This is a genomic window from Sorangium sp. So ce1014, from assembly GCF_051521505.1.
In the GTDB taxonomy this organism is placed as follows: Bacteria; Myxococcota_A; Polyangia; order Polyangiales; family Polyangiaceae; genus Sorangium.
Genome location: NZ_CP150356.1, coordinates 7,844,065 through 7,864,994 on the forward strand (window position 1 = coordinate 7,844,065; position 20,930 = coordinate 7,864,994).

Below are 20,930 nucleotides of genomic sequence, written 5' to 3' on the forward strand. Positions count from 1 at the left end.
GGCGGCCGGTCACGGAACGCCGGCGACATGAACCGGGGGGTTGGCAGGCGAAGCCATTGCGCTGAAGATGGCGTCGCTGCGCCGTGGGGTGGGGTGCACCTCGCGTCTTGACGATCTCTCTTCTGGTGGAGCGAGTGGATGAACGTACGACTCGTTGCAGGTCTCTTTGTGCTCGCGTTGTCGGCGACCGCCGGATGCGGCGATGATGAAGGCGAAGGTGGCAAGGGCGGCGCCGGCGGCGCCGGCGGGAGCGGCGTCACGGGCAGCGGCGCCGGCGCGTCGGACGCGACAAGCACGGGCAGCAGCGGCGGCGCTGAGCCCACCGGCTCCGGCGGCTCCGGCGGCGCCGAGCCTACCGGCACCGGCGGCTCCGGCGGCGCTGAGCCCACCGGCACCGGCGGCGCCGGCGGCGCCGAGCCCACCGGCACCGGCGGCTCCGGTGGAGGGACGTCCGCCGGCCATGGCGCGGCGTGCACCTACGATGCGGCGTGCGCCGGTGAGTACTGCATCACGGAGACCGACTGGGGCTGGCCGGCCGGGGCCTGTGCGAGCCTCTGCGATCCCGCCGTGGGCGCATGTTCCGACGGCGCCGTCTGCGTCGATTTCGGCGAGGCGCTCGGCCTGTGCATCCTTCGTTGCAGCACGACCGACGAGTGCCGCGATGGCTACAGGTGCAGCGACATCGGCGGCGAGATCACGGCGTGCATCCCGGGGTGCACCGTGAACTCGCAGTGCGCGGATCTCGGCGTGTGCGACAGGCTCGACGGTGTCTGCAAGCTGGGTGAGACCGACTGCTCCGACGGCGAGGACGACGAGGGCGACGACCAGATCGATTGCGCGGACAGCGACTGCGCCGCGACCTGCGGCCCGCTCGTCGACGCAGCCTGCGCGGGCGCGACGCCGGTGACGACGACGATCGAGGGCGACACGTCGAGCGGCACGCGCGCGCTCCAAGGCAGCTGCACCGGCGACGGGCCGGAGGAGCTCCACCTGTTCACGCCGCCCGCGGGCCAGTCCGGCACGCTCCTCGTCGTGCTCCAGTCGGAGACCAACCACGGCCTCTATACCCGCACGGCGTGCGCGGATGCTCGCACCGAGCTCGCGTGCGCGGATGAGCACGCCGCCTCGGACGCCGCGCCCGAGGAGGAGTCGCTCGCGATCGTCGTGCACGAGGGCCAGGCGGTGCCGATCGTCGTCGACGCCCGCACGCGCGCCGACGCAGGGCCGTACACGCTGGAGCTCGATTTCTCTCCGGCCACCTGCGGCGATCGGACCATCAGCGCGCCCGAGCAGTGCGACGACGGCAACACGGTCAGCGGCGACGGCTGCTCCGCCGCGTGCACCGTCGAGGTCGACGACGTCTGCGAGGACGCGCCCGTGGCCGTGGTGGGCGACAACCGGGGCAACACGACGGGCGGCACGGCGCTGTTCGCGGGCAGCTGCACCCGCCCGAACACGCCGGAGAGGATCCACTCGTTCACGCCGCCGAGCGCCGGCAGGCTCAGGCTGGTGCTGTCCTCCGAGACCGATCAGGGCATGTACGTGCGGACGCGCTGCACGGGCCCAGAGCTCGCGTGCGTCGACGCCGAGCTCGGAGGCCGCGATGAGACGCTCTCGGTCAGCGTCCAGGGCGGCGTGCCCCTGCTCATCTTCGTCGACACGGACAGCGTGAGGAGCGCTGGGCCTTACACGCTCAACCTCTCCTTCACCCCCTCTCCCTGAGCTCCGGCGCCGCCGCGCGGCGCGACCGAGCGCCCTCCGGACGGGGCGGATGAGGTACGCTGCGCGCGTGCTTGCCGCCCCGCCTTCCGCTCCACCGCCTCACCGCACGCGCCTGCTCGCCGCCGTGTTGCTGGCCGCGTACGGCTGCCAGCCGGCCTCCACGCCGCCGGCCCGCGCCTCCCAGGACGCCCCGCCCGGCGTCGCAACGCCGTCGCCTCACGACGCCGCCCCGGCCCCGCAGCCCGCGCCGTCGATCGCGGGCGATGGCACGTCGGGCGCGGGCGCCGGCGCGACGCGCGCAACGCTCGACAGCAGGTCCCCCGTGAAGCTCGCGCCGCCGCCGTTCGGCCAGGCGCTCGTCCGGCCCGCGCCGGCCGGAGGCTCCGCCGCGCCGCGCCTCGTGAAGATCGCCGAGCGGAAGAACGAAATCACGGACGGGGCAGCGTGGTTCACCACGAACGGCCTCTCCCTGCCGACGCTGCAGGTGCCGAGCGCGGCCGCGGGCGGCGCGGGCGGCGCCCGTCCCCTCCCTTCCTTCGTTCCCGAGGGCTACCGCGATCAAGCGCTCGTCAAGGCCATCGATCACGGCGACCACATCGCGCTGTTCTACGGCCCGGACTTCGCCGAAACGCGCTTCGTCGCGATCCTCGACGCGGCGCACAAGGTCGTCGCCTTCTTCGACTTCGAGAGCTTCCTCACGCCGCCCGAGTTCGCGCCCAAGGAAGCCGCGTTCGTGCGGGGCCACGTCGGCTGGGCCGTGGTCAAGGACGGCGTGCTCTACGTCTCGTCGGGACACAGGACGTATGCGGCCTCGTCGAAGGGCAAGAACGCCTACCTCTCGGCCATCGATCTCGCCTCTGGGCAGCTCCTCTGGCAGAGCGCGCCGCTCGTCTGCAACGCCGAGAACTTCGTCCTGCGCGGAGATCATCTCCTCTGCGGATACGGCTTCACGGCCGAGCCGGATTTCCTCTATGTCCTCGAGCGCGCCACCGGCAAGGTGGTCTCGAAGCTCCCGCTGAAGAGCGGACCTGAGTTCCTTGTCGAGAAGGACGGCAAGCTCTTCGTCCGCACCTACGACACGGATTACGTCTTCGAGATCCGCTGAAGCGGCGCTCGGGGTGCGGCCGGCGCGCCCGCTGACGGCGGGGGCCGGCACGCCGCGATCCGAGGGCCCCGCGGGACCTGCAGCTGCGGCCAGGCCCCCCCGGCGCTTCGCGCCGAGGGTGTCCAGCGCCCCGGAACGGCCCGGGAGAGGGGCGCTATGCCCCAGGGCACCGGCTGCTCCTCCGAGGGCGAGACGAAGGTGACGCCGCGAGATCTCGCCCTCGTGCTCGCTCCTCTGCCGTTCCTCGGCGCCGGCGCGACGACGCGCCGTGCGCACCTGCTCCCGATCGGCACGGCATTTCGGCACGGCGGGCGGCCCCTCGCATCGTTCGGCGCGAGGGTCCGCCCGCCGCAGTGGCCGCCCCTCGCTGCCCTACATGGCAGAGCTCGCCCGCCGAGCACTGACACGCTTTCCTGGATCCGACAGGCGCGTAGAACGCCATGAAATGCAACGGAATGACGCGAGACGCCCCGGGTGTCGCAGATTGCCCCAGGAGAGCACGCTCCGTCGCTCCTCGCCCACGCTGCCCGCGCCAGCCTGGAGATCCACGAGGGACGCAAGAAGCTGCTCCTGTCGCGCAGCGCTTGCGCCGCCCGGACCGCGCCCGGCGTCGCTCGACCGCGGATCTCGCCGCCATCGGGCTGCCGCACGGCTGAGCAACCCCTGGCAGCGAACTTGCTACTTGCTCCCTTCAAGCACACACGAGGAGTTACCTCACAGATCCGGAGCGACGCGCGTTCCGGGAGACCGCGCAGATGCTCGCGAGGCCGGGACAGTACCCGGTGCCCCCATCGGATGCCCTCGCACATGCACTGGAATCGGCTGGTAAGAATCAGCGTGCACATCGACTGCAGTGACGCGTCCAAGCGACGCAGGATGAAAAGGAGCGAGCATGCAAGTGGAGCTCACCTTCCGGCACATCGATAAAAGCCCCTCGCTCGAGGAGCTGATCCGGGAGCAAGCGGACAAGATCCAGCGCTTCAACGACCACATCAACAGCTGCGCCGTGGTCGTCGAGCGCGAACACGCGAGCCAGGGCACGGGCGGCGAGTACCGCGTGCGCGTCGACCTCCACGTGGCCGGCAAGCACGAGATCGTGAGCGAGGAGCGGGCCGCCAGGAACCTGCTGCCCACGGCGGTGCGCGACGTGTTCCACCGCGCCGGTCGCCAGCTGAAGAAGCTCGCGAGCGAGCAGCGGAGCGAGGTGAAGGCCCACCCGGCGCAGGACACCGCCGGCGTCATCACGAAGCTGTTCAACGACTACGGGTTCATCAGGACGATCGAGGGTCGGGAGATCTATTTCCACGAGCGAAGCATCGTATCGGCGCCGTTCGCCGAGCTGAAGATCGGCATGGGCGTCGCCTACACGGAAGAGGACGGCGACGAGGGGCCGCAGGCGAGCACGGTGCGCGTCGTGGACGCGCGCGGCGGCAACCGCGGCCGCGAGGAGATACCTACGCTCAGCTAGGCCGAGCGAAGAGAGCGCGGGGCTCGTGCGCGCGGCGCGCGGACCCCGCCTCTCCCTCGTCCGCCCTGCGAGCGGCTATATCCTCGTATCGCGCGGCAACCGCGGGAGAGGCGCCCGCGGCGGCGTCGTGTCCATCGGGGGCTCGGCCGGCGGCGTCGCGATCTCCTCCTTCTCTTCCTGTGCAGGCACCGCGTCCCCGTCCCGAGGAGGATCTGGCTGCGACTGCGCCCTCTGCCGCCTCGCCTCCCACTCCTCGCGCTGCCGCTCCAGATCGTCGATCCGGTCGGAGGCCTCGTCGAGCTTGCGCTCCAGCCAGCCCACGCGCGCGGATTCACGCCTCAGCTCCGAGAGCGCCGCCCTGAGCTCGTGATCTCTCGAGCGGAGGGCGGCCCTCACCCGCTCGCGCTCGCTCTCGGCTTGCTCGATCCGCGCCGACAGGCGCTCGCGGTCGATCTCGAGCCCGGCGATCTCGTGCTCCATGGCGCTCTTCGACTGCTCGTAGCGCACGTCGGCCTCGGCCTTCGCGGCCGACGCGGCCTGGGCCGCGCGCCTCGCCCGGAGCTCGGCGTGCTCGGCCAGGCGCTTCGCCTCGTTCATCGACTCCTTGGCGGAGTTGGCGCTCTTCGCGTCGTCGCTCGCCCGCATCGCCAGGGCGAGCGCCTCCTCGGTCGCGCGCTGCGCCTCGCTCATCTTCGCGAGCGCCTCCTGCGCCGAAGCGTTCGCGGCCGCCTCGAGGCGGCTGTGCTCCCGCGCGGCGCGCTCGGCGGCCTCGGCCGTCTTCCGCGCTCGCGCCGCGTGCACCCAGAACACGGTGGTCGTCGCGACCATGCCCATCAGCACGACCACGCCGAGGGCGAGGAGCCCCCGCGTGAGGCGCTCGCGGCGCGCCTCCGCCGCGACGGCGGCGTCGAGGAAGGCGCGCTCCAGAACGGTGAGATCGTCGATGTCCCGCGCCCAGGCGGACAGCTCGTGCAGCGCTTTGCCGCGGGGCAAGAGCCTCGGCGCCTTGCCGCCGAGGACCCACCTCGTGAGCGCCTCGTCGAGCTCCTTCTTCGCCCGACCGAGCCGGTGGAGCGCGCTCGCGACCTCCGTCATGCGCGGCCGCGCCTCGGGCTCGAACGACAGCACCCGGTGGACGAGGGCGACGAGATCGGGCGGCGTGGAAGCGCTCATCGGGGGCGGCCATGCCCCGCTCGGCGCGTCGGGCGTCCGCCCCTCGAGCAGCTCATAGAGGATGACGCCGAGGGAGTAGACATCCGCCTTGACGTCGACGCTCCCGGAGTGGCGCTCCTGCTCCGGCGCCATGTAGCTCCTCGTCCCGAGGCCCCACACGCCCTCTTGCGTGAACGGCATCGTGGGCTGTCCCGCTCCGTCGCTGTGCGGCGCGGGCTCGATCGACGCGCGCGACCCCCGCGCCACCGCGGAGGAGGCCGCCTCGGGCGGGATCTCGACCGACGCGGGGTGAATCGCGGGCCTGCTGACGCTCACGACGGGGAGGCTCCTGAGCGCGTCGTCCTCGTCCTCGCGCGCGTCGCTCTCTGACGTGGCGCGCGCGGTGCCCGCCGCGAGCGCGGGGCCGTTCGTGGTGGCCACCGTCGGCGCCGGCCGCGTCGAGAGCTCGGTGCGGATCGTGGGCACGGACGCGGGCGCGATGGAGCCTCTCCCCTCCAGCTCCAGCACCTCGGGGAGACCGCCCCAGAGCACCTTCGCGATGCCGAAATCGAGGATCTTGACGCGGCTGCCCCCGGGCGCGAGCTCGTCGTCGACCACCATGATGTTCTCCGGCTTCAGATCGCGGTGGACGACCTTCGACGCGTGGGCCGCGGCCATGGCCGAGGCGATCTGGTAGCCGAGGCGCACGACCTGCCGCGGCCGATCCGCGGGCGGCGCCGCCTGCACCCAGTCGCGCAGCCCCTGCCCGTCGAGGTGCTCCATCACGATGTAGGGCGAGCCGTCCTCGAGCTCGCCGGAGTCGAAGACACGGACGATGCCCGGGTGGTTGATGATGTTGACGGCGATCGCCTCCTGCCGGAAGCGGGCCACGACGTCCGGCCGGCGGGCGTAGTCGCCGAGCAGCACCTTGATCGCCGCCCGCGCCCGCGTCTTCGGGTGCCGCGCCCGGAACACCCGCCCCATCCCGCCGCGGCCGAGCTCGCCTTCGATGAGCCAGCCGCGCAGGACCGCGGGGAACGGCGCGAGGTCGTCCTCGATGCGGTCGGAGGCCGGACGCATCTCCATGCCCGACCATCCTGCACCTGCCCGCCCTGCGGCGGAAGCCCCGACGCGCGCCGGCGCGCCTGACCCCTCGACCGATGGGACGGGGGGCATGGACGCGCCGGCGCGAGGGGCTCAGGTCATCCCGCGCTCGCGCAGTAGCCTGCCCACACCTCCGGGATACGCCGCTCGCTCAGGCCCATGACGGGCGCCGGCGGCAGCCACTTCGGCTTCACCGGGGCGCGGAGCAGCTTCATGCCGGCCTGCTCCGGCGTCCGGCCCCGCTTCGTCGTGTTGCACGCGTAGCAGGACGCGACGATGTTGTCCCAGACGGTCCTGCCGCCCTGCACGCGCGGGACGACGTGGTCGTAGTTGAGCTCGCGGGCCTCCTTCTTCACGCCGCAGTACTGGCAGCGGAAGCCGTCGCGCAGGAGGACGTTGACCCTCGAGAACCTCACGCCGCGCTTCATGGTCAGCGTCGGCCGCTTCAGCCGCACCACCGCGGGCGCCTTGATCGAGAGCGACGGCGACCGGATGTCGTCGTCGTATTCCTCGATGACCTCCACCTTGCCCAGAAAGCTCATCGTGACAGCGGTCTGCCACGAGATGACCTTATGGGGCACCATCCATGGCGTCAAAAGCAGCGTCTGCGCGGTCATGGCCCACCTCTCTAGCGTCTCTTTCTCTTCATGATGTCACTCCACGTCACGTGCGATCGGTGCCCGGGGAGGGAGTCGAACCCCCAGTAGGCTGGGTCTAAGCCAGCAGCGTTTGCCGTTTCGCCACCCGGGCAGGGTGTCACCGGTGGGACTCGAACCCACATACCCCGAAGGGCGCAGGATCTCAGCCTGCTACGTATGCCGTTCCGTCACGGTGACGTCCGCGCGCCGCGGTCTGGGTGGGAGGATTCGAACCTCCAGCCCCCGGCTCCCCGAGCCGGTGCTCTACCAGGTTGAGCCACACCCAGAGGGTCTTCGTCGCGCGTCGCGGCGAGGCGTCGCCTCTCCGCGGTCTGGGTGGGGGGATTCGAACCCCCAGTCCCCGGCTCCCGAAGCCGGTGCTCTACCAGGTTGAGCCACACCCAGAAATGTGTCGCTGAGATAGAATTGGCAGGCTCGCTCGCTCGGGCGCGGGCTCCCGAAGTAGCACGCAGGCGAGCGGAGCGGCCCGGCGTCCCCAGCGGGATTCGAACCCGCGTCTCCGGAGCGAAAATCCGGCCGCCTGAGCCTCTAGCAAGATGGGGACGTGGTCACGTAGCCCTGCAATAGCGGCCGCCGGCCGCGGGAGCTCCCGCTCCGCGACGTCGCGGGCGCGGTCCTCTCCCGAGGCGCGGCTCGTGGCTGGAGCGGTGGAGGAGAATCGAACTCCCGTCGCGAGCTTGGCACGCTCGCACTCTACCATTGAGCTACCACCGCAGGTTCTCCAGCGACTCGACTCTCGCGTCAGATCTTCATCGTCATCTCCTTCTCCATGGGCTCCATTGGACGGCCGTCCGTCGGTTTCGTTGGGTCAGGCTCGCTCTTTTTTGGAGGGAGCCGGGCGTACAGGAATAGAAGTGTCTCGCAGGAGCTCTGTAGAGCTCTCGAGGCGCCCCCGAGGAGGATCGAACTCCCCTCACCTGATCGACAATCAGGCTGCCTCACCAGATGCATACGAGGGCAACACGGCGCCGCCGGCGGGACTCGAACCCGCGACACCCTAGGTAATGATAACCGTCCTCCTTCGGCCCGGGTCGGGCAAGCGGGCGGAGAACGGTATAGGTGCTCTACCAGGCTGAGCTACAGCGGCAAGGTCGGGATCCGAGGACCGTCGTCCCTCGGCCCGTATCGGGCAATGGGCGGACAACGGAGGGCGGGATCCCGGCGCCCCCGGCGGGATTCGAACCCGCATCGACCGGCTTCGTAGGCCGGCCCCTATCCATTCGGGCTCGGGGGCAGCTCCTGGGAGCGGAACGCTGGAGTCGAACCGCACCCGGCGTCGGACGGACGGGCCGGCGGAGCCCGTCCGTCACGCTCTCTGTCACGAGGCACCCCGGGTGAAATCCGCCATCACCTGGGGGGCCGCCCCGTCGAACCCCACGATATCGAGCATGCCGGGGTCCGTCGGGTCGGCGATCGAGAAGCCGGTCGACGTCATGCCGACGACGACAAGCTTCGCCGGTCGGCCCATCGCCTGCCGGTAGTCCCTGAGCGCCTGAAACGGGTGAACGCCGCCCGCCCAGGTCTCGTTGTCCGTGTAGATGACGAACGAGTCGACCTCCACCCGGTTCCGCTTCGCCCAGATCATCGGCAGAGCGCAGTCGGTGCCGCCGAAGGGGAGGCCCTCCACCGCGCGCAGCACGTCATCGAGCCGCTGCTCCGGCGAGATCGACAGCGGCAAGAGGCCGGAGACTCCCCCGCCCCACTTGCCGCCGTACCCGCCCGACGCCGCCGAGAAGCCGACCACGCTGTACTCGCGCTCGATCCTCGCCGTCGCCATGGCCATGGCCGCGCTCGCCACGCGCGGCGTCAGGCCGGAGACACCAGCGATGTTACCGCTGGTCATGGATCCGGAGATGTCGAGCGCCAGGAGGTGCTTCTTCCTGGTCGGCTCGACCGCCCGGAACGCGAGGTAGAACGCCTCGTTCAGCGCGTCGACGATCTCGCGGACCGGGGTCCACGAGAGCGCGTTGGCGCGCCGGCGAGCGCGCTCGCCGTGGCCCTGCTCATAGACCTTGAGGGCCGAGAGCACGGCGACGGGGTGGACCCGCGCCGCGGCCAGGCGGCCGGCGTCGGTGAGCTGCTGCGCCACCCTGCGGGACGCGTCGCTCATCGGCGAGAGCACGCCGATCGCGGTCATCTTCCCCAGGTTCCGGAGGAGCGCGGTCTGCGGCATGTGCTCGAGCAGCGCCTCCCAGACCGCGGGGTCGTTCTTCCACTCGGTCTGGAGCATCTCGTGCGTGAAGCGATGCTGCCTGATCAGCGCGGTGACCTGCTTCCGGTTCGTCGCCGCGCGGAGCGACTCGAACGCGCGCACCGCGTCCGGCAGCTCCCCCGGGGGCAGCGCCTTGCCACGCGCCGACTCCTTGCCGAGCGCCTCGATGCCGCCGACGATCCAGCGGTACAGGGCGTCGTGCTGCGGGGTCGGCGCGACCGGATGCGCGAGCCGCAGGAGATCGCGGTGGCTGAACCCGTCGCGCTGCGGGTACTTGATCGCCTGATACGCGACCCTGTCGACCGGCTTGCCGTTGTACCAGGCAGCGACGGCGGACCGGAGCCCGCGCCCCCACTTGCGGAACCCCTGCACGTCGCGGGCGAAGTGGAAGAGATCCGTCCCCGTGCGGCATACCTCGGGCAAGGCCGCGAGGGCAGCCTTCCGGGTCTCGATCTTCGGGTCGGCCGAGGCCATCGCGAGCGCGAAGATCGCAGGCGCGTTCTTCGGCGCTCGCCCCGAGCCGCTGATGTCGACGAGGCGCTGCACGGCGCGGGGCCCGTCCGCGGCGAGGCAGGCCTCGACGGCGCGGGCGTTCTCCACGGTGAGCTTCCGCTCGGTCGCGTAGTAGGTCCCCCCCTCCGCGCCGAGGATGAGCCAGCGGTCGAGCCTCGCCCACTCGTCGAGGGCGAAGGCGAAGCCACCGGCGCTGTTCTTCGCCTGATCGGCGCGGGCCTTGTGCCGCTGCGGGGTGACCAGCGCGGCAAAATGCTTCAGATAATTGGCCATGACATCACCTCCGGCCCGAGAGCCCGGGCAAAAGAGGACGGATAAGCGGCGCGCTCGGAGGATCTACCAAAGATAACCGAGCGCAATCGACCCGTCCTGGGTGGGCGTACGGGGATCGAACCCGCCTTCGCAGGGTCACAACCTGCCCTCTTCACCAGAAGAGTAACACCCACGCAAACTATCGTCGGGATGGCCGGATTCGAACCGGCGGATCTCCTCACCCCAGATGAGGCGCCTTTCCACTGGGCTACATCCCGGAGCGTCTGCCCACGGCAGGCGCCCACGGCCCCCGGGCCCGGAGGCGAGCCCGAGCCTCGCGTGAGCGAGGCGGGCTCTGCCCTCCGAGCGCCGGGGGCGCGGCTCCGGCGGGAGGGATCGAACCTCCAACCCTCCGCTTAACAGGCGGACGCTCTACCATTGAGCTACACCGGAACATGGAGGCGCAGCGCGCCTCCATCTACATTGTACATCCTGGTTGTCACAGAACGAGCGACCCCTCCGCAGAGGGATCCACGAGCGCGCATCGACGATCTCTGCGCTCTCACGCCGCGCTCGCCGGCATTTCACGCCGAGCGGTGCGCCGGGTGGACCCGAGAGGAATCGAACCTCCAGCCGTCCGCTTAAGAAGCGGCTGCTCTATCCATTTGAGCTACGGGTCCGCACGGAGGGCGCACCTCCGCATCGCCTGCCACGCCGACAGGCCATCCTCCTCTGAAGAGCTCGAACCTCCACGTCGAAAGAGCGGATGATCTACAGCCGCTCTGGCCATCCCTCGCCCGGAGCGGGCGTACACGAATCCCGATCGCGCCCCCGCGAGCGCGCCATGTCCCCCGAACGTCATTCGTTATCGATTCGAATGCCTCCAGCGCATTCTCTACCGCGCCTCCTTTCCATGGGCGCAATTCCCCCCACGGCGCGCGACGACCTCGCGCGCCTTGCAAGCAAGACAATCCCTCTCCTCATGAGCCGACAGCCCGCACCCCACAGCGGACCCGAAGCCCACAAGGGAGCCACGGCCCACAACGGGCCTGCAGCCCACAACGGGCATCCAGCTCACGAGCCCCAAAACGCCGAAGGCCGCCTGGGTTTCCCGAGGCGGCCTTCGCGAACGTCGTGGATCGACGCGTGCTTAGCTGCCTCTAGGCGCTATTCTCCGGGTTACCGAGCTTCCGCGACGGGCGGAGGCCGCAGGAGTGTCCGGGGTCGTGCGCCAAGGAATCGCCACCCAGCAGATGCTCCCATGCCACGATCGCTTCAGGCGTTCCCACCTTCGGCTGGCTGGCGATGCTCTGCATGTTGTCGCGGCGGCTGAACATAACGAATCCTTCTTGTGCCGAATGAGTACTCCCCTCGGACGGGCTGTGCAACCGAAAAGTTCCTCGAGTCGATTCATTTTTTTCGCCGCCGTCGATACCTGGGCTCTCCGGGCTCCGACGCGGGTCAGCGCGCGGGTCAGCGCAATCGGGGAATCCCGCGGTTTTCCGGAGGTTTGCCGGCATATGCCGAGGGCGGCGGCGGGCCCGATCACCAGGCATCATGGGACGGAGGCGGCGGAACGTGGCTGCGCGGAGAACGCCTCGTGCCTTATCGGGCGCCGGCCTCGATCCGGACGAAGCGTCCGGAAGACCGGAGCGCGCTCGAGGTCATGAGCCCTCTCCGACTCGGCGCCTCGCACGCGCCCCGTCACGTCGCTACAGCGCGCGACAGGGTACTACAGGGCGCCGGCGCGCCCCGCGGCCGCCTCGGCGGAGCGCACGGCCGCGTCGATCCCGGAGCCGTGGAACGCCGAGCCGGCGAGGAGCACGCCGCTGCCGGCGAGCGCCTGCTCGGTCTCCCGGACCCGCGCCGCGTGGGCGGGCGTGGAGACCGGGAGCGCGCTCGACCAGCGCGAGACCCACGCGCGCTCGGAGGGCCCGCGCACGGGCAGCACGCGCGCGAGCGAGGCCTCGGCGCGGGCCGCCCATGCGTCGTCGTTCATCTGCTCGAGATCCGCCGGCTCGGGGCGGAAGAAGAGGCGAAGCGCGACATGGCCGGCGGGGGCGCGCTCGGCAAACTTCGAGGTCGTGAACGTGCACGCGCGAAAGCCGTGCGCCTGGTGCCCCGCGGCGACGACGAAGCCGGTGCCGTCGAGCGGGTGCTCGATCGCGGCGCGCGGGTAGGCCAGCGACACGGTCACGCTGGAGAGCGTCTCGGCGTCGCGGAGCGCCCGCGCCGGCTCGCCGAGCAGCGCGGCCGCGCCGGCGGCGTGGGTCGCGATCACCACGACGTCGGCGTCGATCTCGGCCCCGCCGGCGAGCGCGAGCCGCAAGCCGCCGGCCGCCCGCTCGAGCGAGACGGCCGCGGCGGAGGTGCGCACGTCGACGCGCTCGTCGCTCGCGAGCGCGCGCGCGAGCGTCTCGGTCAGCTGCGCCATCCCGAGGCGAAAGGTCCGGATCCCCTTGCCGAGCTCGTCTCGCGGCACCTGGAAGCCGAGGAACGCCGCCGCCTCGCCCGGCGCGAGCTCCCGCAGCGCGGCGCCGTCGAAGCCGAACGACCTGTGCGTCTCCTGACCGACGAGATCGCCGGCGATGCCGAGCGCGTCCGCCAGCGCGGGGACGGCCTCGCTCCGCGCGATGAACCCCTCGGCGCCGTGCTCCACCACGAAGCCAGACGTCCGCTCGGTCCAGAGCTGCCCGCCGATCCGCGGCGCCGCCTCGACGAGCGTCACCCGGTCGCCCGCCGCCGCTCGCCTGAACGCGACGATGCACCCGGCCAGACCGCCTCCGACGATGGCGATGCGTCGCATCGCACCCCTATACCACGACGCGGCGCCACGAGAGGCACGCTCGGCCGCGACCCCATGGAGGTCGATTGGCCCCGATCGCGCTCTTCAGGGCCGCTCCACAAGGTGGCTGTAGTGCCCGGCGTGCCCGGCGCGGCGTCAGCCTCAGCCGAGCTGCGACAGGAACTTCCTGAGCTGCTGCGCTTCCACCATCGTCATCACCGGGACGAGCCAGGCCTCGAGCGAGGTGGTGTCACGAAACGCCTTTCGGCTCGAGTTGTGCGCGTCCCGGATGAGCCGCTCGACCTGGAGACCCAGGATCGCGTTCGCCACCGGCAGCAGGTAGACCGTCCGATGCACCGTCGCGTTCTGGACGCGCATCATCTCCAGGAACTTCTCGGCGCTCTCGGGCGCGAGCACGTCGACCTGGAGCAGCTCGATGCACACCACAGCCCCGTGCCGGTTCTGGGTCACGATGCCCTGGATCCTGGCGATGCACGCGTCGACCTCACCAGCCGGGAGCGGTGAGGCGAGCCTCACCTCGATGAGACGACCGGCTCTGTTGTCAACGGAGTACATGAGCGAAATTAATCGTACCGTAGACGTCCGAGCCAGAGCGCGTCAATGAACGGCGAATTCGTGCGGTGCGGCCCCGTACGCGCGCCCACGCCAATGGCGCTTTGTCTGCGGCCGCCTCCAGAGGACAAAACCGCCCGAGGCGGCGCTCACGCGTCGGGCGCTCACGCGTCGGACGAGAAGATCACCTTCCCGGGGCGCGCCTCTTCCTCGGAGGCCGCCTCCCGCTCGGCCTCGATGGCCTTCGCCTCGGTCTCCAGATCGGGGAACCGGTACCGGATCCCCTCGCCCGCCTCGAGATCCACGTCGCCCCCGAGCGCGACCACCTCGCGGGTGATCTCCTCCGAGCGCGGCGCCTCTCCCGCCGCGTCCTGCCAGGCCCGCTGGAGCACGGCCTCCGTGATCGGCTCCCGGCCCTGCCTGGCGCCGATGCGGGTGAGGATCGCCTGCAGCACCGCCCGCCGGGCGTTCCGCCGGGCGAGCCGCCGCCGCTTCAGCGGGCGCAGGAGCGCGCGGCCGAGCGGCAGCGCGAAGAGCGCGAGCGAGAAGACGAGCGGCACCACCCCGAGGGCCACCGCCGTCCCCGTGGGGGGCAACTCCGCCATCGGCACCCCGCGGGCCAGGAGCCCGAGGTTGTCCAGCGTGAGGTTCGCCCCGAGGGCGTAGAGGCTCATCAGCAGGTTGAACCCGTTGAGCGCCACGATGAGCGCGTTCGCCCCCGGGCCGTTCCCGGTGAGCGGCGGCAGCTCCTCACGCTTCGCCCAGACGGGCGCCGGCGCCCGCGACGGCGCCCCGGCCGCCGTCCGCCGGATCGCCTCGAACCGGTAGACGATGCCCCCCTCCTCCGACACGTCGACCGTGCCGTCGTAGTCGAGCATCAGCCGCGCCATCAGCGGGTCCGCCTCGTCGCGCGACAGCCCCGTCACGCGCATCACGTCGGCGAGCCCGATCCGGCCCCGCTGCGCGCGGATCTCGGCCAGGATGAGCTTCTCGTTCTCCAGCGGATCGGGCGGCGCCGGCGTCGGTCCGAAGAAGAACCGGTTCACCTTCTCGTAGAACGGCGTCTCGTCCCGGCGCTGCCCGAACGCCCCGCGGCGGCCGTGCGACGAGGACCACGGCGGATCGGCCGTCCACACGAACGGCGAGAACGGGTGGAACGTCCAGAAGATCGCGTCGAAGATCATCCGGAAGAGGAAGTAGCCCGCGAACGATCCGGAGAAGCTGCCGTGATCGCGCGAGTCGCTGCTCGATCGGGCGAACAGCTGGGCGAGCAGGATCCCGACGAAGATCACGACGTACGCGATCAGGACGATCGCGATCCACGCGCGCACGACGAAGCGGGCCACGCCGGCGGCGCCGCGGAGGACGGCCCCGAGCGCGCGCTCGATCCGCGTGCGGGTCACCCACGGCTTGGTGAAGCCGTGCGGGAAGCGGAAGAGCAGCTCGCCTTCGGACGTCGCCTTGAGGTGCCCGCGGTACTCGCTGACGAGCAGGTGCAGGCCGCTCTCGGCGTCGCGCAGCGGCAGGCCGCTCCTGGCCGAGGCGTCGGCGAGCGTCAGATCGCCGGTGTGCCCGCGCAGGGCGGACTCCAGGATGCCGGCGGCGCGGCGGGCCTCCATCAGCTTTGGAGATTTCAGCGTCAACGGTCGCTCGCCCCTCGTTCCGCGGCGGCGCAGCCGCCCTCGCTCGCGGCACCGCCGCGACCGCTGGCACGGCGTCGCCGCGCTCGTTTTCGGAGGCACAACTTCCCCCGTGCTGACCTACATGGTGACGCGCAGGGTTCCGCGCAAAGGTCGCGACGATTTTTTTCGCGCGCCATCCGCGCGCGTTCGCGGCGGCCCCCGTCGCGTCAGCCGCCCGCGGTCGCGGCGGCCGGGGGCGGGAGCGATCTCGGCGTGGCGTCGACCATCCGCACATCGAGGCCGAGCGCGTCGCGCAGCATCCCCGCCTTCGCGACGACCGTCCACTCCTCGAGCGCTCGGTCCTCCGCGCCCTGCACCTCGAGCACCAGCGTGTCGTCTTCGATGCGGCCGCTCACGTCCACGACCTTGGCCCGATGCTCGCGATCGAGCGCGTCGGCGATGCGGAGGATCGACGCCATCGTCTTGACCTTGGCGCGCGCGTCGCGCGAGAGCGCGCGGAAGTTGTCGTGGTCCATGCTGGGCGGCGACTTCCTGTGGTAGCGCGCGATGTTCGCGACGATCGCGCGCTCCTCCGGGGTCAGGCCCATGAGGTCGCTGTGGGCGATGATGTAATAGCTGTGCTTGTGGTGCCCCTCGTAGCGGACGAAGTCGCCGATGTCGTGGAGCAGGGCCGCCGCGCGCAGGAGGATCCGGTCGCGCTGGCCGAGGCGGTGGCGCGGCGCGAGGTCGTCGAAGAGCCGCTCGGCGAAGCGGGCCACGAGCGCGCCGTGCTGCTCGTCGAAGTGGTAGCGGCGGCCGAGCCGGGTGCAGGCGTCGCTGACGGCGGCGGCCTCGCCGCGGAAGTCGGGCCCGAGGAAGTGCGCGTGGGCGAGGTCGACGAGCACGCCCTCCTTCAGCCCGACGCCGGGCGCGACGATGAGCGGCTGCGCGAACGTCCGGACGATGCGGGTCAGGATCGTCGCGGCGGGGACGATGGTGTCGGCGCGGTCCGGACGCAGGCCGTAGACCTGCGCGCGCTCCTCGGGCGTCTTCGACGCCAGGTCGTCGAGCAGGCGCGACATCGCGGCCACGTCGATCGCCCGCCCCTCCACGGGCGCGCCCGGCATGGGGCAGAGGTCCGCGAGCGTCTCGATGTTGCCGCCCGTACCGACGAGCAGATCGACCCCCGAGCCCGAGCCCTCGCCGAGCAGCTCCACGATCTCGCGCGTGGCGTCGGCCATGACGCGGTCGACGTACTCCTCGACGAGCCGCCGGTGCCCCGCGTCGACCGGGCGGCGATCCTCGAGGAAGGCCTCGACCATCCGCACCGTCCCCACGGGGAGCGAGCGCGAGAAGACCGCCCCGCGGCCGCGCAGCAGCGTGAGCTCGGTGGAGCCGCCGCCGATGTCGATCAGCAGCGCGGTCCGCTCGCCGAGCGGGACGCGCTCGCAGACGGCGAGCTGGACGAGGCGCGCCTCCTCGACGCCCTCGATGACCTCGACGTGGACGCCGGCCTCACGCGCGGCGCGCTCGACGAAGAGGTCGCCGTTCTGGGCCTCGCGCGCGGCGCTCGTCGCCACGGCGCGGTAGCGGTCGACCTTGGCGGCCTCCATCGCCGTACGGAAGCGCCGGAGCGCCTCGCAGGCGGCGCCGATCACCCCCGACTCGAGCCGCCCCTTCGTGAACACGTCGTGCCCGAGGCGCACGGGCGCGCGATCCGCGTGGACGTCGCGGAACGGGTGGAAGCGCGGCGCGTCATGCGCCCCGGCCGGGCCCCCGGCGAGCGCCGGCTCCCGGCCGGCGCCGAACGCCCCGAGCGCTGGAGGATCGACGTCGACGATGCGCAGCCGGATGGCGTTGGATCCAATATCGATCGCAGCGAGCCGCGCCATGTCGGGAGAAGTAGCGAAGCTCCGGGCTGTTGGCTACTCTCATGCCGCTCATGTGGAGGAAGCTTCAACGCGGGTCGGGGGCCCACCATCTCGGTCCCCTTCAGCATCGGTCTTCAGAGCGCGCGCTCGCGCCCGGGTCTGCCCGGGGCGCGCCCCGTCTCCTCGGCCGGGCGCGCGAGGCGGCGCGCGCCGCGCTCGGGATCGCGGCCGCGGCGCTCGCGCTCGCCGGCTGCGGCGGCGGTGAGGCGCGCGCGCCGAACCCGCTGCGCTCCCTCGACGAGCGCCGGGCGATCGAGGTGATCCGCCGGGCGATGGCGCACGAGGGCGCGAAGCCGGTGCTCGGGCGCCAGATCGATCTCGTGAGCGGGGCCAAGGTCCGCATCGACGTCGGCGTGCAGAGCCGCTCGTACGGCGTCGTCTACGTGACCGAGGAGGACGCCCAGACGCTCGGCGCCGCGATCCCGCCGCCGAACGGCCGGGACGAGAAGCTGCGCATCGTCCGCGGCGGGCCGGACGGGGCCATCCGCATCGTCCTCCTCTACCAGCAGAACTACCTCTACGACGATCTCGTCGGCGAGTCGCACGAGCGCACGACGATCACGGCCGAGCGCGAGCTGACGCGCGACGTGCAGGACTTCATCACCTACGCGCGGACGCAGAAGTTCCAGTGAGCGCGCGCGAGCAGGACGAGGGCGCGCGCCGACCCGCGCGCCGCCGGGGGGGACAGCCGACAGCGACCGAGGGCCGCGCGCGCCGCGCGCTCGGCGGCGGGGGGTTGCTCCTCGTGGCCGGGCTCGCGCTGGTCGGCGTCGGGCCGTCCGACGCCGGCATGGGGCTCACGGTGCTCGCGCTCATCGTGCTCGTCTACGGCATCCACAGCTTCGGCCGGCTGGGGCCGGAGCGTGACGAGCGGGCGCGGCTTCCGTCGCGTTGAGGCTTGCGGCGCGCTGCGCCTTCGAGCATATCCGCCGCCATGTATCGCCCTACGCGCCAGCACCAGCACCTCACCCTCAAAGTCGCCCAGAAGCAGGAGAGGAGCGCCCAGAGCTCCCGCAAGCCCGGCCGCAAGACCAAGCGCTGGAGCAAATTCCTCGCGCAGTACGCGCCGCCCGTCGCTGGCGCCGAGACGGCCGCCCCCGCCGAGAGCTGAGCTCCGACGCTGGCCGACGGCGCCCCCTCGGCGCCCGGCCTCCTTGATTTCCGTTCTTTGTTACAATTTTACAGCGCCATGACCGACAGGCGCGAGCCGCGTCCGCTCCGGGCGACGGCCGCGCCGCCCCTGCGCGAGGCGGCGGCCGCGCCGCCCTCCCTGCGCTTCCTGCATTTTTCGTGATGGCGTCGCGCTCCTCTCGCCACACAGCCAAGAGAACACCCCCTCTCCGCGTCTGACTCGCGATCGCCTGGCGGCCTGTCATCCACTCCGCGCGAGACAGGCGCGCCGGCGCAGCGCGCGCGCGCCGTGTGCGACGCGCGAAGGGCCCACTCCATCTCTCGCGCAAGGAAGGATCCATGGCCGTTCGCCCTCCGTCCCCCGCTGCCCGCGCAGCGGCGTTGCTCATGAGCTCTCTCGTCGTGGGCGGGACATCGCTCATCTCGGGGTGCCTGAGCCGCCCCATCGCCCATCAAGATACGCGCACGACTGGCACCGTCGTCGAGCGGCTCCCGCAGCGCGTCGACAAGATCGATCTCCTCCTGACCATCGACAACTCGGCGTCGATGAAGGACAAGCAGGACATCCTCGCGCTGGCCGTACCCGACCTCGTGAGGCGCCTGGTCGACCCCCGGTGCATCAATCCGCTGGTGCCCACGGAATCGTCCCCGCCGATGAACGGCAGCTGCCCGAGCGGCACGGAGCGCGAGTTCGAGCCCGTCCTCGACATCCACATCGGGATCATCAGCACGAGCCTCGGCGACCACGGCGCGGCGGGCCCGTGCGAGGGGGCGGAGAAGCACCCCTCCAACAACGACAAGGGGCACCTCATCGCCAGGAGCGACACGGACGACGACAACGAGCTGCCGACCTATCGAGACAAGGGTTTCCTCGCCTGGGACCCGGAGCAGAAGCTGACCCCAGCGGGCGAGTCCATCCTCGACGACGGCCAGGGTGGCGGCCTCGTGCCGACGCTGACGAACATGGTCAGAGGCGTGGGCGACGTCGGGTGCGGCTACGAGTCGCAGCTGGAGAGCTGGTACCGGTTCCTCGCGGATCCTGCGCCCCACGACAAGATCGTGGAGGTGAACGACAACGCGGTGCGGGAAGGGCTGGACACGACGTTGCTGGAGCAGCGCAAGGCGTTCCTCCGGCCGGACTCGCTCCTCGCGATCATCATGCTGTCGGACGAGAACGACTGTTCCATCCGCGAGGGCGGGACGGCCTTCTGGGTAGCGAGGTCGAGCCGGATGCCCCGGCCGCGCAGGGAGTGCGAGACGAAAGGCCCAGATGACCCGTGCTGCCGGTCGTGCGCGTCGGAGAGGGGCGAGTGCCCGGTCGATGAGACCTGCACCGAAGGGGGCAGGATCGCGCCGCTCGACGTGAAAGAGGACGCGAACAACCTGCGCTGCTTCGACCAGAAGCGGCGGTTCGGGGCCAACCTGCTCTACCCGATCGACCGCTACACGAAGGCGCTCACGGAGGCGCGGATCGAGGATCACGAGGGCGATCTCGTCGATAACCCGATCTTCTCGGATCTCGATCCGACCGACGAGAACAGCACGGTTCGGCCGCCGGAGCTCGTCTTCTTCGCGGGCCTCGTGGGCGTCCCCTGGCAGGACATCGCGCGCCGGAACGACGCGGGCCAGCCCGACCTCCGGAGAGGCAAGGACGGGGAAGGCAATCCGATCGGCGGCTTCCAGAGCGCCGAGGAGCTGAGCGCCCCGAACGCCGGCTTCTCGAGCACCTGGGACATCATCCTCGGCGATCCCAAGGCGCGCCGCCCTCCCGCGGACCCCCACATGATCGAGTCGCCGGCCCCCCGCCAGGGCGAAAACCCGATCACCGGGACGCGCATCGCTGGCCCGGACTCGCCGGACAACGCAAACGAGATCAACGGCCATGAGTGGAATCCCAGGACGGATTTCGGCGACCTCCAGTTCGCCTGCACCTTCCCGCTGCTCGCGCCCACGCGAGGCGGAGACTGCGCGAACGACGGGGCAGACCGGAATAGCCCTCTGTGCGAGGACAACCCGGACGGCACCGACAGCGAGCTCCAGGTCCATGCGAAGGCCTATCCGGGCCTGCGGCAGCTCGAGCTCATCCGGGACCTCGGGGAACAGGGCATCGTCGGCTCGGTGTGCCCGGCGCAGCTCAAGGACTCGGCGCCGGGTGACTCCGACTTCGGCTATCGGCCGGCGATCGGCGCGATCGTCGATCGCCTGAAGACGAGGCTCGGCGGGCAGTGCCTGCCCCGCGCCCTCCAGCCGAACGAGGCCGGACAGGTCAGCTGCCTGGTCCTCGAGGCGCGAAGCGTGGCCGACGGGCAGTGCAGCTGCGACGGGCTCGCGGCGCGGCGGAAGGTGCCCACGGAGAACCTCGCCGCCGAGCGGATGGTGCTCGACGATCCGGTCGCGGCGGCGAACGGCTGGAACTGCGTCTGCGAGGTCGAGCAGCTCGGCGACCCGGCCGAGCTCAAGGCCTGCCAGGAGACGATTCCGCCGGCGCCGGTCGAGGTCGGAGGCGAGAAGGTGCACGGGTGGTGCTATGTCGACCCGCGGCTCGGCCTCGGCAAGGACGAGGTCGTCGCCAGGTGCCCGTCCACCGAGCGCCGGCAGGTCCGGTTCACCGGCGACGGTGAAGCCCGCGACGGCGCGACGCAGTTCGTCATCTGCTCCGGCGACACCGCCGACCAGTAGCGCGGCGTGGAAACGCACGGCG

The 20,930-nt window shown here is 71.3% G+C and carries 14 protein-coding genes and 13 tRNA genes; 7 read left to right on the forward strand and 20 right to left on the reverse strand.

The features are described from left to right. The first annotated feature begins 138 nt into the window (after positions 1–138). From WME75_RS29410 to WME75_RS29420, 3 genes are all read left to right on the forward strand, one after another. Entirely contained in the window at positions 139–1,722 is a 1,584-nt protein-coding gene (locus tag WME75_RS29410) for a DUF4215 domain-containing protein (protein WP_437477955.1), read from the forward strand. Positions 1,723–1,789: 67 nt separating this feature from the next. After that, positions 1,790–2,827, forward strand: a complete 1,038-nt coding sequence (locus tag WME75_RS29415; RefSeq protein ID WP_437477958.1) for a hypothetical protein — start codon at positions 1,790–1,792, stop codon at positions 2,825–2,827. Between the two features lie 892 nt (positions 2,828–3,719). Further along, the gene (locus tag WME75_RS29420; protein WP_437477961.1) at positions 3,720–4,295 is read left to right on the forward strand and encodes an HPF/RaiA family ribosome-associated protein; all 576 of its coding nucleotides are present in this window, start codon (positions 3,720–3,722) and stop codon (positions 4,293–4,295) included. Positions 4,296–4,370: 75 nt separating this feature from the next. On the opposite strand, the gene WME75_RS29425 is transcribed toward WME75_RS29420, so the two are convergent. From WME75_RS29425 to WME75_RS29520, 20 genes are all read right to left on the reverse strand, one after another. Then, a complete protein-coding gene (locus WME75_RS29425; protein ID WP_437477964.1) occupies positions 4,371–6,533 on the reverse strand; it encodes a protein kinase domain-containing protein in 2,163 nt (720 codons plus the stop codon). A gap of 116 nt (positions 6,534–6,649) precedes the next feature. Next, positions 6,650–7,168 carry an HNH endonuclease gene (locus WME75_RS29430; RefSeq protein WP_437477967.1) on the reverse strand — a complete coding sequence of 173 codons (519 nt, stop codon included), beginning with the start codon at positions 7,166–7,168 and terminating at the stop codon, positions 6,650–6,652. A 60-nt stretch (positions 7,169–7,228) separates the two neighbouring features. After that, positions 7,229–7,301 (reverse strand) — tRNA-Leu (locus WME75_RS29435). A 4-nt stretch (positions 7,302–7,305) separates the two neighbouring features. Next, positions 7,306–7,387, reverse strand: a tRNA-Leu gene (locus WME75_RS29440). Positions 7,388–7,402: 15 nt separating this feature from the next. Further along, a tRNA-Pro gene (locus WME75_RS29445) sits at positions 7,403–7,476 on the reverse strand. Between the two features lie 44 nt (positions 7,477–7,520). Further along, positions 7,521–7,594, reverse strand: a tRNA-Pro gene (locus tag WME75_RS29450). An 86-nt stretch (positions 7,595–7,680) separates the two neighbouring features. After that, positions 7,681–7,754 (reverse strand) — tRNA-Glu (locus tag WME75_RS29455). Between the two features lie 96 nt (positions 7,755–7,850). After that, positions 7,851–7,924: transfer RNA gene (locus tag WME75_RS29460), tRNA-Gly, on the reverse strand. 173 nt (positions 7,925–8,097) lie between these two features. Next, positions 8,098–8,169: transfer RNA gene (locus WME75_RS29465), tRNA-Asp, on the reverse strand. Between the two features lie 7 nt (positions 8,170–8,176). Continuing rightward, positions 8,177–8,297 (reverse strand) — tRNA-OTHER (locus WME75_RS29470). 75 nt (positions 8,298–8,372) lie between these two features. Next, positions 8,373–8,444, reverse strand: a tRNA-Arg gene (locus WME75_RS29475). Positions 8,445–8,528: 84 nt separating this feature from the next. Further along, positions 8,529–10,208 carry a TROVE domain-containing protein gene (locus WME75_RS29480; RefSeq protein ID WP_437477969.1) on the reverse strand — a complete coding sequence of 560 codons (1,680 nt, stop codon included), beginning with the start codon at positions 10,206–10,208 and terminating at the stop codon, positions 8,529–8,531. 97 nt (positions 10,209–10,305) lie between these two features. Further along, positions 10,306–10,380 (reverse strand) — tRNA-His (locus WME75_RS29485). 12 nt (positions 10,381–10,392) lie between these two features. Further along, positions 10,393–10,465 (reverse strand) — tRNA-Pro (locus tag WME75_RS29490). Positions 10,466–10,568: 103 nt separating this feature from the next. After that, positions 10,569–10,640, reverse strand: a tRNA-Asn gene (locus tag WME75_RS29495). Positions 10,641–10,793: 153 nt separating this feature from the next. Next, a tRNA-Lys gene (locus tag WME75_RS29500) sits at positions 10,794–10,867 on the reverse strand. A gap of 1,052 nt (positions 10,868–11,919) precedes the next feature. Then, positions 11,920–12,993 carry a protoporphyrinogen/coproporphyrinogen oxidase gene (locus WME75_RS29505; RefSeq protein WP_437477972.1) on the reverse strand — a complete coding sequence of 358 codons (1,074 nt, stop codon included), beginning with the start codon at positions 12,991–12,993 and terminating at the stop codon, positions 11,920–11,922. Positions 12,994–13,134: 141 nt separating this feature from the next. Then, on the reverse strand, positions 13,135–13,548 hold the full coding sequence (locus WME75_RS29510) for a hypothetical protein (RefSeq protein WP_437477975.1): 414 nt from the start codon (positions 13,546–13,548) through the stop codon (positions 13,135–13,137). 161 nt (positions 13,549–13,709) lie between these two features. Further along, positions 13,710–15,188, reverse strand: a complete 1,479-nt coding sequence (locus tag WME75_RS29515; RefSeq protein WP_437477977.1) for a hypothetical protein — start codon at positions 15,186–15,188, stop codon at positions 13,710–13,712. A gap of 206 nt (positions 15,189–15,394) precedes the next feature. Next, positions 15,395–17,059, reverse strand: a complete 1,665-nt coding sequence (locus WME75_RS29520; protein WP_437477979.1) for a Ppx/GppA phosphatase family protein — start codon at positions 17,057–17,059, stop codon at positions 15,395–15,397. Between the two features lie 50 nt (positions 17,060–17,109). On the opposite strand from WME75_RS29520, the gene WME75_RS29525 reads away from it, so the two are divergent. From WME75_RS29525 to WME75_RS29540, 4 genes are all read left to right on the forward strand, one after another. Then, positions 17,110–17,730, forward strand: coding sequence for a hypothetical protein (locus tag WME75_RS29525; protein WP_437477982.1), 621 nt, complete (start codon positions 17,110–17,112; stop codon positions 17,728–17,730). Then, positions 17,727–17,993 (forward strand): hypothetical protein, encoded by a 267-nt coding sequence (locus WME75_RS29530; protein WP_437477985.1) that lies wholly within the window; start codon positions 17,727–17,729, stop codon positions 17,991–17,993. Before WME75_RS29525 ends, WME75_RS29530 begins: the two co-directional genes overlap by 4 nt. A gap of 39 nt (positions 17,994–18,032) precedes the next feature. Then, positions 18,033–18,209: a hypothetical protein gene (locus WME75_RS29535; RefSeq protein ID WP_437477988.1), complete on the forward strand. Its 177-nt coding sequence runs from the start codon at positions 18,033–18,035 to the stop codon at positions 18,207–18,209. A 407-nt stretch (positions 18,210–18,616) separates the two neighbouring features. Beyond that, a complete protein-coding gene (locus WME75_RS29540) occupies positions 18,617–20,908 on the forward strand; it encodes a hypothetical protein (RefSeq protein WP_437477990.1) in 2,292 nt (763 codons plus the stop codon). Positions 20,909–20,930: the final 22 nt, after the last annotated feature.

Excerpts from the sequence above, each read along its gene's own strand:
- WME75_RS29410 (WP_437477955.1), top strand. The coding sequence starts at position 139 with ATGAACGTACGACTCGTTGCAGGTCTCTTTGTGCTCGCGTTGTCGGCG.
- WME75_RS29420 (WP_437477961.1), top strand. The coding sequence starts at position 3,720 with ATGCAAGTGGAGCTCACCTTCCGGCACATCGATAAAAGCCCCTCGCTC.
- WME75_RS29425 (WP_437477964.1), bottom strand. The coding sequence starts at position 6,533 with ATGGAGATGCGTCCGGCCTCCGACCGCATCGAGGACGACCTCGCGCCG.
- WME75_RS29430 (WP_437477967.1), bottom strand. The coding sequence starts at position 7,168 with ATGACCGCGCAGACGCTGCTTTTGACGCCATGGATGGTGCCCCATAAG.
- WME75_RS29480 (WP_437477969.1), bottom strand. The coding sequence starts at position 10,208 with ATGGCCAATTATCTGAAGCATTTTGCCGCGCTGGTCACCCCGCAGCGG.
- WME75_RS29505 (WP_437477972.1), bottom strand. The coding sequence starts at position 12,993 with ATGCGACGCATCGCCATCGTCGGAGGCGGTCTGGCCGGGTGCATCGTC.
- WME75_RS29510 (WP_437477975.1), bottom strand. The coding sequence starts at position 13,548 with ATGTACTCCGTTGACAACAGAGCCGGTCGTCTCATCGAGGTGAGGCTC.
- WME75_RS29520 (WP_437477979.1), bottom strand. The coding sequence starts at position 17,059 with ATGGCGCGGCTCGCTGCGATCGATATTGGATCCAACGCCATCCGGCTG.
- WME75_RS29525 (WP_437477982.1), top strand. The coding sequence starts at position 17,110 with ATGTGGAGGAAGCTTCAACGCGGGTCGGGGGCCCACCATCTCGGTCCC.
- WME75_RS29535 (WP_437477988.1), top strand. The coding sequence starts at position 18,033 with ATGTATCGCCCTACGCGCCAGCACCAGCACCTCACCCTCAAAGTCGCC.
- WME75_RS29540 (WP_437477990.1), top strand. The coding sequence starts at position 18,617 with ATGAGCTCTCTCGTCGTGGGCGGGACATCGCTCATCTCGGGGTGCCTG.